Here is a 15,228-nt window from a genome sequence, read left to right on the forward strand (position 1 = left end):
TCACCCGCGGTGGTGTACCAGCCGAGAACGAGCCGTGTCGCGGGCACGCCGGCACCTCTGCGCACGGCCTCCGGTTCTCCGCCCTCACCGCTCAGTCGTACAGCCCTATCGCCAGGTAGTCGTCGTCCGAGAGCTCGTCCCAGAGTTCGAGGACGACCGAGCCGTCGTCAAGGACATCGCCCGGGATCACCCAGTCGGAATCGACTTCCGTGACCTCTTCAACCCCCTCCGGGGTTCTCACGAGCACCTTCATTGCGCTGTCTCCGTTCTGCGGCCAGCCCCATCGGAATTCTCTGTATCATGTTGCCGTAAGGCCGTATGCAGCGGCCGGAGATCTCCCCCGGCCGGATAAAAACCTTCCCGTTCCGCAGGGTATGCCGGCCCCCGGCGGTGCAGGTCCTTCCGTGACGGGGTCTGCACCACTGAATGCCTATCCCCCCTTTACCGGCTTATCGCCGCCGGCGTTCCGGCCATGCCGCCCTTCAGACCTCGTATGCCATGTATATCAAGTTTGCACAGACCACCCGGAGCATGAGTTTTGCGGGCGAGGGAGGGATATGCCCGGAGAACTGCGTCCAGGCTTCCTCGATCATCCCCACCGCCTCCTCCGTACACCTCTCCACCGCTCCGGACTTCCTGACCAGCGCTATCCCCTCGGCCAGAACCGCTTCGTCCTCCCGCAACGCAGGGGTGCAGAGGATCTCCTTGAGCCTCTCCGACTCCGTGCTGTCGAGCATCCCGATCGCCCGGATGATCGCGTACGTCGGTTTCCCCGCCTTCAGGTCCTCGCCCTGCACCTTCCGCCACTCCGGCGAGTCGCTGAAGTTCAGCACGTCGTCGATGATCTGAAAGACGATGCCCATCGCCCTGCCAAACGAGAGACAGGCCTCCTTCTTCTCGTCGGCAAGGTCCAGGAATATCGCCGAGAGGGCGGCGACCCCTTCGGTGGCCGAAGCGGTCTTGTAGGAGTACATCTGCAGCAGCTGCGCATCGAGGCTGTTTTCCAGCCACCGGTCGAGGTTCTCCCGCGATATGTTCCCCGACCAGTAGATGTCCTGGGCCTGGCCGAGATGGGCTTTGAGCGACGTCTCGGTCATCAGCGTCAGGATCCTGTAGCGCTGCTCTGCCGTCAGCCCCCCGGACCGGGCCACGACGCTCTGCGGGAAGAAGTACAGGGTGCTTGCCGCATTGATGGCCACATCAGTGCCGTAGCGGATGTGAACGGACTCCTCTCCCCGGCGGAGAAGCGACTGGTCCTCGATGTCGTCGATGATGAGCGCAGAGGTGTGCAGGAGCTCGGTGAGGATGAAGAGCCGTTCGATCTCCTCGTTCATCGCGACCCCCATCGACCCGGCGATCAGGAACCCGAATATCGGTCTCCAGTGTTTTCCGTTCCGCGACAGGAGGTCCCATACCGGCTTTGCAATCGTCTCGGTCATCGGCGTGCAGTCCAGTATCGGCTGGTGCCTGCCGAATATGGCGTCGCACCACTCGCAATCGATGGTTTTTGGCAACATCCCGGCCAGTCCGGCGTCGATCTTCTCGTGGAACCGGGCGAGGAAGTCGGAGAGGTTCCGTATGTAGCCGCACCCGTAGACCTCGAGCTGCCCCCGTCCCGAGACCCCGGCACCGCCGATCTCGCCGGAGACCGTTCCCGACCCTTCCCAGATGCCGCCCGATATCCCGATCAGTTCGATCTCCTGCGCATCGGTATCGGGCGAAAAGACCAGCCGGCACCCGATCCCGGGAACGGTGAACGCCCACTCGACAGGGTAGCGGATGTGGGTCGTTTTACTCTCCCAGAACCGCAGGGGTTCGAGCCCGAACTCCGGGAAGTACCTCGCATCATCTCCCTCAAAGAGGACACAGAACTTCGCTTCGGTCTCGCCCGACTCGATGTTCTTGCGGTGCATGAAGAGCAGGCTCCGGCCGTCGTCGAGGCTGATGCCGCACCATTCCCAGCCGAGGGGGTCGGACCGCCCGTCCCGGTTCTTCTTCGCGAACCACGCATCCCCGCCTGCCTGGCAGTCGAACCACGCCTCTCCCCCGATCTCCTCGTCCCCGTACCGGCCTTTCAGCGAGAGCCGGGGGCAGGTCACGTAGTCCATGCCGAGCCCTTCTCCGCCGGGGAGCAGGGCGGGGATGTCGACGAACGGGACCTGTGGTTCGAGGAGGAGGGAGACGGGCTGCCCGCTTTCCGGGTCCGCGAACGATACCGATATCGATGACGGTGCAAACGAGAGAGCCGCGGTCTCCCAGGCCACCCCGTCCGGGGCGACCCGCATCGGCCCTTCCGGTGAGAAAAACGGCCGGTACAGCCCATACTCGGCGATCTCTTTCTGTATCGTCTCGGCTATGCACCTGTTGATCCCGAACTCCTCCGGGATGTCCCCGAGCCTCTCCAGGTACCAGGCACGCGATGTCTCGTCGAGGAGAATCTCTTTGCCGTGTTCTCCCGTTCCCGGATCGACGACGGAGCAGAGATACATCGAGCCCGGCGTGCCGTCGTCCGGCAGGTTCAGCGAGAAGAAGCAGACGACGAAATTCCTCCTCCGGCAGGCCGCCCCTTCGAAGAACCCCCGGATGTACCACCACTTTACGAACGGACTTTCATCGCCGGGGCGGTTGAATACGGATGGGTGAAGAGGGAAAATCTGATCGCTGTTTTGTCCGGTGATCGCTTTCCCCTCCGCTGGTTATGACTCAGATTCTTACGCTATATAATGATTGGGAAATTCCGGAAGGGGATCGGATCCGGAAAATAAATGAAATCAGGATTTCTTTAACCCATCCACCCTCACCGTCCCGAGGCTGCCGTCCACCTCCACCACCTGCCCGTCCGAGAGCATCGCGGTTGCGTTCTCGATGCCGACAACGCAGGGTTTTCCGTACTCGCGGGCGATGATCGAACCGTGCTGCAGGAGCCCGCCCACCTCGAGGACGATGCCGCCCGCGGTGATGAACAGCGGCGTCCACCCGGGGTCCGCCGCCCCGATCACGAGGATCTCCCCCGGACGGACCTCTTTTTCGCCGGGGTAGCGGAGCACTTTCACCGGGCCGCAGGCCATCCCCCCCGAGACGCCGTAGCCCCGGAGTTCACCGGGCCCCGGTTCCCTGGCCGGCGGCCTCCGGATACGTCCCCGGGAATCGATGAGCGCGGGGAAACGACGGCACCTCTCGACCCGCACGTAGTCCGCCCGGTTCTTCTCCACCACCGCTCGCAGGTCCGCACCGGGGTTCTCAAGGGCGTCGCGGACGTCCTCGACGGCGAGGAGAAAGACGTCTTCTGCGGCGCCGATCCGGCCCGCGGATGCCAGGCGCCGGCCGTTCTCGAGCGCTCTCTTCCGGACGCGCCCCGTCACCGTGACCAGGTAGTGCTTGTGGTCTTCGCGCAACCCCCCGAAGTTCTCGAGCACCCCGGAGAGGTGCCTGAAGTACCGGGCTTTCAGGCGGCCCTGCTTCCGGAAGTAGCCGTAAAGCTCCGCATACGCCCGCTCCCGGTCCCGTTGCATCTCGAGGAACCGCTCGCCCGGGCTCATCGCCCCGCCGCTGGCAGGGTGGAGGTTTTTGATCTGGGCCAGGAGAAGCAGGCGGTCGCCCGCATACCCCTTCGCGGCAGGGTCGATCTCGCGCGGGCCCCGGCACCCGTAGGCCTTCATGAACTCCCCCCACGCTTCCATGAACGGTCCGGGCATCTCTCTGCGCTCTATGCGTTCTTCGAGGGCAGGCAGATCCAGGAAGAGCGCCGGGTCGACCTGCTCTGCAAGGCGGTGCATGGAGCGGCCCATCCGCGTCGTGACGTTTTCCGGGTGCGCCCGGTCCAGCCGTTCCGCCAGCATCCGGATCTCCCGTGGTTCGTCTGCAACCATCCGCCGCAGGAGCAGGCGGGCGGCCTCTGAGCAGATCAGCGTGGCTCCCGTAGACTCTTTGACGAGCCGGACGACCAGCCGGCCCGATTTCTCGCAGAACCCCTGCAGGTCCGGGGTTGTTGCGTCGAGTTCCTCAATGGCGGCTTCAAACGCCGTAACCCTCTCTGCATACCACCGTTGCAGGCGGCCGGGGAAGAGGAAGCCCAGCACCGATCTCCCGATCAGGTCCTTTGAGCGCCAGAGCGATGAAGAGACGATCCGGTTCATCAGTCCGGGCCTCTCCGGGTTTTGCCACTCCCGCGGATCGAGATTGCGCAGCACCTCCGCCGTCGATGCATCAAGCCCCTCGAACTGCAGGGCGATCATCCAGGGCTTCTCCAGCCAGAGGAGGTTCGAGACGTTGAGATAGATCCTCCCGCCGAGCGTCTGCCCGAGGCCTTCTTCGATGTCGCTGCCGATCCCGGCAACGCCCGTCAGCTCTTCGAGCGTGTACGCGAGAATCCGGTCGAGCCACGACGACCCGAAGGGCGTGAGAGACCCCTGCATGCCGTGCTCGATCAGGGTGACGTCCATGTAGAGGCGGGCGGGTTCTCCGGGCGGGGTCATGAGCCTCTTATCAAGCGGGAGAAGCGCCGTCACCGGCCGGGCCTGCAGGAGAAAGCAGGCATCCCCGGAGAACGTCCACTCGACATCGACCGGATGGCCGAAGAGGGACTCGGTCTCCAGCACCAGGTCGCGCAGCCGGCAGACCTCCTCTTCGGTGAGCGACCACTCATCGGTGCGGTAGCCGGCCCGCTCCTCGATACCGCCGCCGGGCGAGAAGAAGAGCGAGACCTGCTTTCCGCCCCGCCGTTTCGCGAGGATCCCGTCCCCATGTTCGACGACGAACAGGTCGGGCGTGGCCCGTCCCGAGACGATGCTTTCGCCGAGGCCCCAGTTCGCGTTGACGACGACTTCGTCTAACGAGTTGGTCTCCGGGTTTGCCGAGAAGGCGACCCCCGATGCCCTGCTCTCCACGAGGTGCTGGACGATGACCGCGATCCCGGCATCGCGGGCCGGGAGGCCCGACTCTCTTTGGTACGCAAAGACCCGGGGCTCGAACCGGGACGCATATACGTCCCGTAAGGCCGATTCCAGCGCCTCTTTTCGGATCCCGAGCCGCGTCCGGTACATGCCTGCGGCTGCGGCACCTGCCAGGTCCTCGTCGGCTGCGGACGAGCGGACGGCGTACAGCCCGTCCGGCAGCCGGTCCAGCGCCCGGTGCAGCCCTTCCCGCTGGCAGTCCGAGAACGCGAGCGTGCCGCACGCCGCGGCGACCTGCCGGATTGCTGCGTCCCGTTCTCCGTCGTCGGCGGAGAGCAGGTTCTGCCAGGCGCCGGTCTTTTGGAGCGCTGCCGTCCACTCCGCAAAAAAGTCCGCCGTGAGAACGAACCCCGGCGGGACGGGGAGGCCGGCCCGGATCATCCGGTGCAGCGATGCCGCCTTCCCTCCCATGGCCCTGCCGGTATCGGCACCCCTGTCGCCGAGGAATATGACGGAACCGCTGCAGCCATCCATGCTTAGAGGTTAATTTGCCTCTCCGCAGTTATGTGCATTGCCATGGACGGGCGGAGGGTAAACCGCCGTGCTCTCCCGGATCGCCCATCGCCATTGCCTTCCGGGCAATGGGGGAGGCGGATCTTTCCGGGTTAAGGGGTTTCCACAATCATATATACATAATAAAGACAGGATCCCTTTGTGCAAGTGGAGTCCTGCCGATGACACCACCCTCCGGTGCTTCCGCTGAACCCGGGCCGGCACCGCACACGCTCGACCTGCTTGACGAGGGCGTGTTTCTGGTCGGTCCAGAGAACCGTATCGCCTGGATCAACAGAGCGCTGCAGCACTCTCTCGGTGTCGACCGGGACGCTCTTTTCGGCGTCGCCGCCGGGGAGTTCCTGAACCGGTTTCTTCTGCCCCGGATCGTCGAAGAGGAGTGCCGACGGGCGATATCGACATCATTACGGGACCGTGCCGACCTCCCGGCCCTTGCCTGCACCCTCCGGACCGCCGACGGCGGAGAGCGGCGGATCCGGTGCTCCAGCAGGGTCGGAGAGGACGGCATGCACCTCGTCCGCCTGCAGGACCGCCGGCCGGATGGCGAGCAGGAGATGCTGGAAACCATCCTTTCGTACCTGCCGGAGACGGTGAACATCCTGGACCGAGACCTCCGGTACGTCTACGTGGACGCGGAGTTCGCCCGTAAACTCGGCCGGGAGCCGCACGAGATGGTGGGGAAGACCTGGGAGGAGCTCGGGTTTACGATGGAGGGGGCGGGCCCGTACTTCGAGAAGGTCAGGGAGGTCTTTGCCACCGGCAAGCAGGTGCGGGGAGAGGTCCGCCATGCCGTAATACAGGATTTCGAGTACAGCGAGTACATCTCGGTCCCGATCCCCGGTCCCTCGGGAAGGGTCGAGCGGGTCCTGACGGTCTCACGCGACATCACCGGCCGGAAGCGGGCGGAGCGGAGGATGGCGCACGAGCGCGAACTGCTGCAGGCGATCATCGATGCGATCCCGGTGATGATCACGATCTACGATCCGAACCTGAAGACGTTCCGGTTCAACCGCGCGTTGCGCGAGACGCTGGGCTGGACGGAGGAAGACGCAAGCAGCGGGGATCTCATGGCGTTATGCTACCCCGACCCCGGGTACCGGGAGATGGTCGGCCGGTTCATGCAGTCGCTCGAGCCCGGGTGGCGGGACTTTGTGTTGAGGGCAAAGGACGGCTCGTTCGTCGAGAGTTCCTGGGCAAACATCCGCCTCTCCGACGACACGCAGGTGGGCATCGGCATCGATATCCGCGAGCGTAAGGCAGCGGAGAGGGCGCTCCGGGAGAGCGAGGAGTGGTTCCGCGGCATCTACGAGAGGGCCGGGATCGGTATCGCTCTCGTGGGGCTGGACGGGCACTTCCTCGATACCAACCCGGCGTTCCAGGAGATGCTCGGGTATGGGCGGGAGGACCTTCGCGGTATGCATTTTGCCGATATAACCCATCCCGAAGACCTGCCGGAGGACATGGCGCTCGCGGCGTCTCTCGTCGCCGGGGAGATCGAGAGCTACCGGCTGGAGAAACGTTATGTGGGGAAGGACGGCCGAATCCTCTGGGGTATGCTGACGGGATCCCTGGTCCGGGACGCGGAGGGCGGTCCGCAGTTCCTCATCGGCATGATCGAGAACGTCACCGAGCGCAAGCAGGCAGAGGACGCTCTCCGGGAGAGCGAGGAGCGCTACCGTTCCCTCGTCGAACTCATGCCGGATGCCGTCGTCGTGCACCGGGACGGCATCATCGTGTACGTGAATCCTGCCTGCGTCCGGATTGCGGGCGGAAAGAGTCCTGAAGACCTCGTGGGCAAACCGCTGGATCTCTTCGTCTCCCCCGAGTACCGCGAAGTTATTGCCGGGCAGATCCGCCGGATGCAGCAGGAAGGCACGGCTACCCCGCTGACCGAACAGGAACTCAGGACCCTCGACGGCCGGACGATCCGGGTCGACATCACGGCGACTCCCATACTCTACCAGGGCCGGCCTTCCATCATGGCCGTTTTCCGGGACATCACCGAGCGCAAACAGGCCGAAGAGACCCTGCAATTCGAGCGCGACCAGCTCCTCTCGATATTCGACGGCCTTGAGCAGATCGTGTACGTTACAGACCCTGTGACGAACGAGATCCTGTATACAAACCCCTACTTTACACGAGCGCTCGGGAGGGACGTTGTCGGCGGGCTATGCTACCGCGAGTTCCAGGGCCGTGAGGAGCCGTGCCCGTTCTGCACCAACGATGTCATCCTTGCCCGGAAGCCGGAGCCGTACCGGTGGGAGTACTACAACCCGATCCTCGATGTCCACTTAGACATCGTCGACCGGATCATCCGGTGGCCCGACGGGCGGGACGTGCGGCTCGAGGTCGCGATCGACGTCACCGAGCGGAAACGGGCCGAGCTGGCCCTGCAGGAGAGCGAGGAGCAGTTCCGGGCGCTCCTGGACGCGACGCCCGATGCCACGGTGCTCATCGACCGGGAGGGCATCATCCTTGCCCTGAACGAGGCGATGGCCGAACGGTCCGGGGGGAGTATAGAAGATCTCCGGGGGACATGCGTGTACGACCTCTTTCCGCCCGATCTGGCTGCATCCCGGAAGAAGTGGGCCGATGAGGCCTTCTCCTCGGCGAGGCCCATCCGGATGACCGACGAGTACGAAGGGAGAATCTTTGACCACATCCTCTTCCCGATCCGGGGCGCAAACGGGCAGGTCAGGCGGCTCGCGGTCATCTCCTCCGACGTCACCGAACGCAAACAGGTCGAGAGGATCCGGCGGGAGGCATACGACCGGATCGAGCAGAACATCGAGCAGTTCGCGATCCTCGCGGATCACATCCGCCAGCCGTTGCAGGTGATCCTCGGCATGACCGAACTGCTCGACGAAGGGACGGCTACGGAGAAGATCCGGGAGCAGGTCGAGCGGATCAACGCGATCGTCAAGCAGCTCGACCGGGGCTGGGTTGAGTCGCGGGAGGTTCGCGCGTTCCTCCGGCGGCACGAGACGGCGTAGGGGCGTGCAGGCTCGAAGGCTTCACTGTGCGGGCCGGAGAGTGTTCCATGTACCGCCGCCTATCCTTCGTCTCCGGCGGGGCAGGCGAGTTCGCAGGCACGGCAGTGGTCGATCCGTTCCCTGCCGGTGGCTTTGTCGGCGTTCATCCGCGCCAGGCACCGCTCCCGGCTGAACCTCCCGGTGGAGAAGGCGTCCATCGGGCAGGCGCGGGTGCAGTACCCCTCGCAGCCGGCGCAGGGGCTTTCGCCCTCCGGGAATTCTTCGTCGGGACAGTCCAGGTCCGCCCATACCGCCCGGAACCGGATCTTCGGCCCGTAGCCCGGGACGAGGACGAGGTTGTTGTGTCCCATCCGCCCGATGCCCGCGAGAGATGCCGCGTCCTTGAGGTAGATCCCGCCGTCCTCGAGCCGGTAGGGGATGACCCGGCTCCTGACCCCGTAGGTCTCCTGCAGCCAGCGGCCGAGCTCCCTGCCGATATGCCCGAGGATCCGGTCCCCGGGCGTTCCCCGGCCCGGCTCCCAGAGGTCGAGTTCGGGGTGCTCCGGGTCGTGAGAGAGGCCGAGGACGATGTAGGTCCCCCGGTCGGTCTGCGATCCCCGGTGTCCGTCCGCGACCGCCGACGGGCAGTCGATGAGTTTTGCTGCGGGGACGGCGCCCGCCACGTCCGCCCCGAGTTCATGCGCCTTTCGGATGGCCGCCCTGATGATCTCCCGGTTGTCGGGCATAGTAGAGGGTGGGGGAGCGGGGGTGAAGAAAGGAACGGTTGTCCGGGCTACGGGGGGGCGCGTTACCCGTTCTACCCCGTCCGGGGGGGCATGGTTGTGGGGCACCTCTTTATGCGATTGTTTCCAATGGGGGGAATTGATTGCAATGACACCAAGAATCCTCATGGCTTTTGACGGGTCCAGCCCGGCCGGGCAGGCAATAGCGCGAGCGGTTGAATGGTTCCCTGCCGATAGCGAGTTTCATGCGGTCTATGTCCACGGCACGGGCGAGACGTTCCGGATTCCGGAGGCCATCCCCCCGCATGCCGCTACCAGAGGGCTTGACCCCGAGCCCGGAATGGAGCGACGGATCGAGAAGCGGGAACGGGAGATCATCGAGAAAAAGATCCAGGACCTGACGGAAGAGCGTGGTGTGCGGGTCCGGCTGCACTGGCGGCGGGGTGACCCGCGGCACGAGATCGTCCAGGCCGCAACGGATCTGGGTGCCGATGTCGTCGTGATCGGCTCCCGCGGCCATGGAAGGATATCCCGGCTCCTCCTTGGAAGCGTCAGCTCCTTCGTGGTGGAGCATGCGCCTGTCTCGACGCTCGTTGTCCGGTGATCCGCCCGGCCACGGGAGTGGTGCTGGAGAAGACGGTATGAGCGGCGGGAGGGGATGACCTCCTCTCCCACTCGAGTTCGTGAGGGGGGTGTTCCGGGTTTTATCCGGGGCCACCCTCAGTCCGCAGGAAGGCCCGGAGCCACGGCGGTCAGTTCCCAAATGATCGGGGATGGACGAAGTTCTCAGTATTGATCACGATCATGGTTTTCTCGACCGGGTGTGCCCTCTTGGAGAAGAAGTGGCGGCGAGACGACGGGCGACAGCCTCGTCTCTGCAGAGTGCAAGCGGGGGAGCCTTACGGAGAGGGAGGCCCGCGGCGTGCTCACGCGCCTCTCTCAGAAAGCGGAGCATGTCCGGCGCGAGCGCTTCTGCCCTGTCGCCGGCGGCATCAAGGGGAAAGACCGGCTCCGCGAGGAGGGGTTTCTGGTCTACGACCTCGCGGATATCGAGGCGGCGTGCATCATCGGGTAGTTCCATCCAGGACCGGGCGCTCATTCCCTCCGGGGGGAGCATGATCGGGAGGGCGGCCGCAGGTCCACCCCCGGTGGACGCATCTTCTGTCACTCCAGGTACGGCAGGACCTGCTCCAGGTCCCGATACCCGACCAGCTGCCCTGCTGCCCGGCGCTGGGACCGGTCGCCGCCGTAGACCACGAACGATCTGTCCGGGGTGTTGCCGGAGAGACTGTTCCAGTAGGTAAGTTCTTTGAAGAAATCGGAACTTGCCGTTCGGCCCGACTTGATCTCGACCGGGACGGGATCCCAACCCTGATACTCGATGATGCAGTCGATCTCGTGCCCGAGTTTATCCCGCCAGAAGTAGAGGTTGGGCTCTTTGCCCCGGTTAAGCCGGAACTTCAGGAACTCCGTTATGATGAGCGATTCAAAGAGCCCTCCTTTGAGGGGATGATAACCGAGGTCGTCGGCACTCTGCACCCCGGCCAGGTGTGCGGCAAGGCCGGGGTCCGTGAAGTAGAGTTTCGGCATCTTCACAAGCCGTTTGTTGAAGTTTTTGTGGTGGGGCCGGATCAGCGCAACCAGCAGCGATGTCTCAAGGAGGGATAGCCACTCTTTCGCCGTGTTATGGGTGATGCCGCAGTCGTTTGCAAGGGATGAGTAGTTCACCACCTGGCCGGACCGGTAGGCGCACATCTTCATGAACGTCTGGAATGCCGAGAGGTTCTGCACCTGTTTGAGGAGGCGGAGATCGCGCTCGAGGTAGGTCTGGATATACGACGCATAGAAGTCCGCCGGGGGAATGTTGCTGCTGTAGGGGCGGGGGAAGAGGCCGGCATAGAGGAGGTCCTCGTAGCGTTCGGCCTCGATCCCGGCACCGGCAAGTTCCCTCATCGAGAGGGGGAGCAGTTTGACGATTCCGACCCGGCCGGCGAGCGATTGGGATATCTGCTCCATCACCAGGAAGTTCTGCGACCCGGTGAGGATGAACTGCCCCGGCTTCTGGTTTCTGTCGAGGACTCCCTGCAGGTACGAGAAGAGCTCCGGGACTCTCTGCACCTCGTCGAGGACCGCCCCGGTCTTTTCGTACTGTGCGAGAAAGCTGCGGGGATCCTCCTCTGCGAAGGCGCGGGTGTCGGGATCCTCGAGCAAGACGTAGGGCAGCTGCGGGAATACCGACCGGACGAGCGTCGTCTTTCCCGACTGGCGGGGGCCGATCACGGCCACTGCTGGAAATCCCCGGGCGAGCGAGCGGACCTTCTCCTCTGCCTCCCGCCGGATCATTCCCTGGACCTGGTTGGACATATTGTCAATATAATTTACAATTTGTCCATATAAGTATGCTTCTGCGATGGCCGGAAACGCAGGTGGTCATGGCAGCCCTTCCGTTCGTCACTTTTTCTGCTTGAGAGCCGTTTGGTCTCCCTGTCCGGCGTTGCAGAGGGTTCGGGGCCGGGGGGTGAAGAAGGGAGCGGGTGTTCGGCGGTCCGAAGAGGAGACCCCGGGAACAACTTATATGTGCGGGAGCATGCAGGCTGCATGACACCTGGAGGAGTTGAGAGTATGGAAGAGAAAGAACTGTCGTGCCCGTTTCAGAAGGTATTCGGCCCGGGGATGTGTGAGATGCACCGGCGGTTCCACGAGATGATCGCGGCGCCCGGGCAGCGGATGATCTCCGTGGTCCGCGGTGCCGGAGTTCCGGTCGATATCCGGGACCTCGAGGACGAGGTCGCGGTCGTCGCCGACCTCCCGGGGGTGGGGAGCGGCGATGTCGCGGTACGGCTCACCGGCCCAATGGCGCTGCGGATCACCGTCCGAAAGAGAGAGGAAGAACGGGAAGGCTACGCCGTCAGGGAGAGGCTCTCCGGCGAGATGACCCGGGTTGTGAACCTTCCCGCCGACGTCACGGAAGAGGGTGCGACGGCTACCCTCAGGGACGGCGTGCTGGCGGTGCGGCTGAAGAAGGTTCCCGGGCAGGGGGTCGAGATCCCGGTTCGTGAAGAATAGGGCGGCGAAGTCCGGGGGTGACGGCCGGGCCGGGATCTCAAGGGTGAGGGTCGTCATCGGACGATCTGCCGGGTTCCGCCCGACGGCCCGGGGATGCCGCGTCACACCGACGTCCGTTACCTGCGGGTCGGAGAAGATCGGAATGAACCCCTCTCATCCACCTGCAGGTCCTATTACTCTTGTATCTGCCTTTTCAGCATCTCTTCCCGGTAGGGTTCGTACCAGCCGGAGACAGCCTTCTTTGCCGACTCATACCCGCCGTCCAGGTACATCGCCCCGATGATCGCCTCAAGCGTCTCGGCAATGACGTTAGGTCCTTCGTTGTGCTTCCGCACTCTAGCCCCTTCCCCGACAAGGATTTCATTCTGCAGATTAAACCCCCTCTCCAGTTCGGCAAGAAACGGCCGGTTTTCAATGGCGCTTTTCATGATGGTGATCTCGCCCTTCGTCTCATACCCCGAGCGCATGAGGATGTCGCACAAAATTGTTTTCAGGACCGCATCTCCCAGCGTCCGGAGAGCGTCCTGGTCCTTGCACGGTTTCTGCTTCTGGTTCTCTTCATTTGCACGGGAGCGATGGAGTAAGGCACGCTGGAGGAGATCCGTATTTTTGAAACGGTAATTGATCTTCTCTTCGAGAGAGTCTTCCATATAAGCGATATGGCGATGAGTGAATAGATATATGCATCTATTTTTAACAGAGGGTTTATCCGGTTCTTAAATAGAATAGTCTTACCGTACAGGGATTTTCAGGCGTTGTATAAGTCTCGCCCGGCTCACCCGTGAATGCATCCGGGCCCCCGCTCTTTCTACTCCCGTCAATAGCCCCACGAGAGATCCGGCACCACCTTTTTAAGCATCGGGTTCCATTAGCGTTTCGTATTCCGGGGAGGAAGGCCATGAAGAGCATAGACTTCGATCGTGCCTACTACATCAAGCTGGGAGAGAAAGGGAAGTGGGAGCAGTCAAGCATCGAAGAAGGGAAGATGCGGATCGGCTGGACCAACGTCGACCTCGAGGATCTCCGCCGGGGGAACTGGGAGATCATCGAGAGGGCGATCCGGCATAAGGTGAAGAATCCCGGATCCGCCACCCACGACTTCAACTCCCTCCGGACGATCCACGCCTCGAACCACGGCGACGTATGGATCACGTTCTACGACTCGAAGCTCTGGTGGTGCCAGCTCAAGGACGGCCCGATCCTCGAGGACGGGGTATCCAAATACCGCCTGACCGACGGCGGCTGGCACGATAGGAGCATTCAGAGGAAGGTGCTCCTGACGAACACACTGCCCGGCAACATTGCCCAGCTGCAGGCCTTCCGGGCCACCTCCTGCACGGTCGGGCCGCTCGACACCCTCAGGCGCCTGATCAACGGCGAGCATACGCCCGAGTACACTGCGACCGTCGACGCACGGGAGGAACTTGTCTGCCGGACCGAGGCCCTGATCAGGCACCTGCACTGGATGGACTTCGAGGTTCTCGTCGATCTCGTCTTTTCGGGGGCAGGCTGGAGGCGGAGGAGCGTCGTCGGCAAGACGATGAAGTTTGCGGACATCGAGTTCGAGGACCCGATCAACAACGAGTCCTACCAGGTCCAGGTGAAATCGAGATCGACCCTTCCGGAGTTCCGCGAGTATAGCGACCGGTTCAACCGGGACGAGTTCAGGAAGCTCTTCTACGTCGTCCACTCCCCCGACGACGCCCTGGCGGCACACGAAGTGTCCGCGGACTCGGGGGTGGTGCTGGTCCCTCCCCGGCAACTCTCCGCGATGATCGTGAATGCGGGGCTGGTCGGGTGGGTGCTGGAGAAGACGATATGAGCGGCAGGAGGGGATGACGAGGAGGTGGCCGGGACGATTTGTTCGAAGCCGAACTCCGAACATTTGCCGGGGGACTTCGAACCTCTGAATATATTGCATGAGATTGCGGAACCGGTCCGGTCTCTGCAGAGAGCGCCCGGAGAACTCGTTGGGACGACGATCCTCTGCCTCCGTGAGGTGGGTTCCTGACCTTTGATGAACTGGTAGCCCTCCTCCCGGGTTTATAGCCGCCGGTCGCCCGATGGAGGAGAACGGCATCCGCCGATCCGAAAGAGATAATGCCCCCTGGATGGTAGATCATCATAGAGTTGTCCGATGCACCCTCTCATCCGTGAGAAGATCTCCGAGATTGCCCGCGTCGCTCGACGCCGCCGTGTAAGGAGGCTTGGGATCTTCGGCTCGGCGACGAGCGACCGGTTCGACCCTGCAGCAAGCGACATCGATTTTGTCGTCGAGTTCGAACCGATGACTCCAGCGGAGCATGCAGAGGCTTATTTTGGTCTCGCAGAAGATTTGGCCCGGCTTTTTTGCCGCAGGATCGATCTCGTCGAGCGTTCGGCGATCAGAAATCCGATCTTCCGTGAGTCCGTGGAAGGAACCTGCAAAGATGTCTATGCCGTCGCGTGAAGCACAGAAGTATCTCTACGATATTGCCGGGGCCGCCGACTATATCGCGCAGTTCACCGCCGGAAGATCCTTTGAGGAGTATCGTACCGACCCCATGCTGAGGTCTGCTGTCGAGCGGCAGTTCGAGATCATCGGCGAAGCATTGAACCAGCTCCTCCGGCGGGAGCCGGGCCTCGGCGAGAGGATCTCCAATGCACCTCTGATCATTGCGTTCAGGAATCGACTGATTCACGGGTATGCGAGTGTATCCGATGAGGTTGTCTGGGGTGTCGTCGAGAGGTACCTCCCGGTTCTTTCGAGCGAAGTGCGGGCTCTCCTGGCAGGGGATGAGTAGGAACGGCGTCACAGAACCCGGGGGTCCCTGCTCCAACCGAATAGGCTCGATCGTTTCCTCTTGAATCCGGGCAGTTCGACCTCTCCGGCCGCTGATCACACTGCTTTTTCCTTTACTGATCCTTCCCGGCACCCTGTGCAGCCCTCTCAGTACACCCTCTTCTCCGGGACTGCCCCCCCTGATCCCGCCCCGGGGGTCT

The 15,228-nt window shown here is 63.2% G+C and carries 13 protein-coding genes; 7 read left to right on the forward strand and 6 right to left on the reverse strand.

The genetic code is table 11. The annotated features are described in order from the left end of the window. Positions 1-91: 91 nt before the first annotated feature. From BRA62_RS11540 to BRA62_RS11550, 3 genes are all read right to left on the reverse strand, one after another. Positions 92-253 (reverse strand): hypothetical protein, encoded by a 162-nt coding sequence (locus BRA62_RS11540; protein ID WP_292366741.1) that lies wholly within the window; start codon positions 251-253, stop codon positions 92-94. A 229-nt stretch (positions 254-482) separates the two neighbouring features. Beyond that, entirely contained in the window at positions 483-2,489 is a 2,007-nt protein-coding gene (locus BRA62_RS11545; protein WP_292366742.1) for a polyprenyl synthetase family protein, read from the reverse strand. A 282-nt stretch (positions 2,490-2,771) separates the two neighbouring features. After that, positions 2,772-5,426, reverse strand: coding sequence for a PEP/pyruvate-binding domain-containing protein (locus tag BRA62_RS11550; protein ID WP_292366744.1), 2,655 nt, complete (start codon positions 5,424-5,426; stop codon positions 2,772-2,774). Between the two features lie 200 nt (positions 5,427-5,626). Between BRA62_RS11550 and BRA62_RS11555 the strand changes: the two genes are divergently transcribed. Beyond that, positions 5,627-8,458 (forward strand): PAS domain S-box protein, encoded by a 2,832-nt coding sequence (locus tag BRA62_RS11555; RefSeq protein ID WP_292366746.1) that lies wholly within the window; start codon positions 5,627-5,629, stop codon positions 8,456-8,458. 59 nt (positions 8,459-8,517) lie between these two features. Here the strand turns inward: BRA62_RS11555 and BRA62_RS11560 are convergent, their stop codons facing one another. After that, entirely contained in the window at positions 8,518-9,183 is a 666-nt protein-coding gene (locus tag BRA62_RS11560) for a hypothetical protein (RefSeq protein ID WP_292366748.1), read from the reverse strand. A gap of 145 nt (positions 9,184-9,328) precedes the next feature. Between BRA62_RS11560 and BRA62_RS11565 the strand changes: the two genes are divergently transcribed. After that, positions 9,329-9,784 (forward strand): universal stress protein, encoded by a 456-nt coding sequence (locus tag BRA62_RS11565; RefSeq protein WP_292366749.1) that lies wholly within the window; start codon positions 9,329-9,331, stop codon positions 9,782-9,784. Between the two features lie 219 nt (positions 9,785-10,003). Next, on the forward strand, positions 10,004-10,255 hold the full coding sequence (locus BRA62_RS11570; RefSeq protein WP_292366751.1) for a hypothetical protein: 252 nt from the start codon (positions 10,004-10,006) through the stop codon (positions 10,253-10,255). An 89-nt stretch (positions 10,256-10,344) separates the two neighbouring features. Here BRA62_RS11570 and BRA62_RS11575 read toward each other — a convergent pair whose 3' ends face one another. Continuing rightward, positions 10,345-11,544, reverse strand: a complete 1,200-nt coding sequence (locus tag BRA62_RS11575; RefSeq protein WP_292366754.1) for an ATP-binding protein — start codon at positions 11,542-11,544, stop codon at positions 10,345-10,347. 258 nt (positions 11,545-11,802) lie between these two features. Here BRA62_RS11575 and BRA62_RS11580 point away from each other — a divergent pair, with 258 nt between their 5' ends. Then, entirely contained in the window at positions 11,803-12,246 is a 444-nt protein-coding gene (locus BRA62_RS11580; protein ID WP_292366755.1) for an Hsp20/alpha crystallin family protein, read from the forward strand. Positions 12,247-12,419: 173 nt separating this feature from the next. Here the strand turns inward: BRA62_RS11580 and BRA62_RS11585 are convergent, their stop codons facing one another. Continuing rightward, the gene (locus BRA62_RS11585; protein WP_292366757.1) at positions 12,420-12,896 is read right to left on the reverse strand and encodes a ribonuclease III domain-containing protein; all 477 of its coding nucleotides are present in this window, start codon (positions 12,894-12,896) and stop codon (positions 12,420-12,422) included. 248 nt (positions 12,897-13,144) lie between these two features. Here BRA62_RS11585 and BRA62_RS11590 point away from each other — a divergent pair, with 248 nt between their 5' ends. The 3 genes from BRA62_RS11590 (at position 13,145) to BRA62_RS11600 (ending at position 15,029) form a co-directional block, all read left to right on the forward strand. Then, complete coding sequence (locus BRA62_RS11590) at positions 13,145-14,068, forward strand: hypothetical protein (protein ID WP_292366759.1); 924 nt, start codon at positions 13,145-13,147, stop codon at positions 14,066-14,068. Positions 14,069-14,383: 315 nt separating this feature from the next. Further along, positions 14,384-14,695, forward strand: coding sequence for a nucleotidyltransferase family protein (locus BRA62_RS11595; protein WP_292366761.1), 312 nt, complete (start codon positions 14,384-14,386; stop codon positions 14,693-14,695). Beyond that, on the forward strand, positions 14,676-15,029 hold the full coding sequence (locus BRA62_RS11600) for a DUF86 domain-containing protein (protein ID WP_292366762.1): 354 nt from the start codon (positions 14,676-14,678) through the stop codon (positions 15,027-15,029). Before BRA62_RS11595 ends, BRA62_RS11600 begins: the two co-directional genes overlap by 20 nt. The last annotated feature ends 199 nt before the right edge of the window (positions 15,030-15,228 follow it).

The organism is Methanoculleus sp. UBA208, from assembly GCF_002498065.1.
In the GTDB taxonomy this organism is placed as follows: Archaea; Halobacteriota; Methanomicrobia; order Methanomicrobiales; family Methanoculleaceae; genus Methanoculleus.

Bases quoted from the DNA above. Each gene is read 5' to 3' on its own strand.
- BRA62_RS11540 (WP_292366741.1), bottom strand. From the start codon at position 253: ATGAAGGTGCTCGTGAGAACCCCGGAGGGGGTTGAAGAGGTCACGGAA.
- BRA62_RS11545 (WP_292366742.1), bottom strand. From the start codon at position 2,489: ATGTATCTCTGCTCCGTCGTCGATCCGGGAACGGGAGAACACGGCAAA.
- BRA62_RS11550 (WP_292366744.1), bottom strand. From the start codon at position 5,426: ATGGATGGCTGCAGCGGTTCCGTCATATTCCTCGGCGACAGGGGTGCC.
- BRA62_RS11555 (WP_292366746.1), top strand. From the start codon at position 5,627: ATGACACCACCCTCCGGTGCTTCCGCTGAACCCGGGCCGGCACCGCAC.
- BRA62_RS11560 (WP_292366748.1), bottom strand. From the start codon at position 9,183: ATGCCCGACAACCGGGAGATCATCAGGGCGGCCATCCGAAAGGCGCAT.
- BRA62_RS11565 (WP_292366749.1), top strand. From the start codon at position 9,329: ATGACACCAAGAATCCTCATGGCTTTTGACGGGTCCAGCCCGGCCGGG.
- BRA62_RS11575 (WP_292366754.1), bottom strand. From the start codon at position 11,544: ATGTCCAACCAGGTCCAGGGAATGATCCGGCGGGAGGCAGAGGAGAAG.
- BRA62_RS11580 (WP_292366755.1), top strand. From the start codon at position 11,803: ATGGAAGAGAAAGAACTGTCGTGCCCGTTTCAGAAGGTATTCGGCCCG.
- BRA62_RS11585 (WP_292366757.1), bottom strand. From the start codon at position 12,896: ATGGAAGACTCTCTCGAAGAGAAGATCAATTACCGTTTCAAAAATACG.
- BRA62_RS11590 (WP_292366759.1), top strand. From the start codon at position 13,145: ATGAAGAGCATAGACTTCGATCGTGCCTACTACATCAAGCTGGGAGAG.
- BRA62_RS11595 (WP_292366761.1), top strand. From the start codon at position 14,384: ATGCACCCTCTCATCCGTGAGAAGATCTCCGAGATTGCCCGCGTCGCT.
- BRA62_RS11600 (WP_292366762.1), top strand. From the start codon at position 14,676: ATGTCTATGCCGTCGCGTGAAGCACAGAAGTATCTCTACGATATTGCC.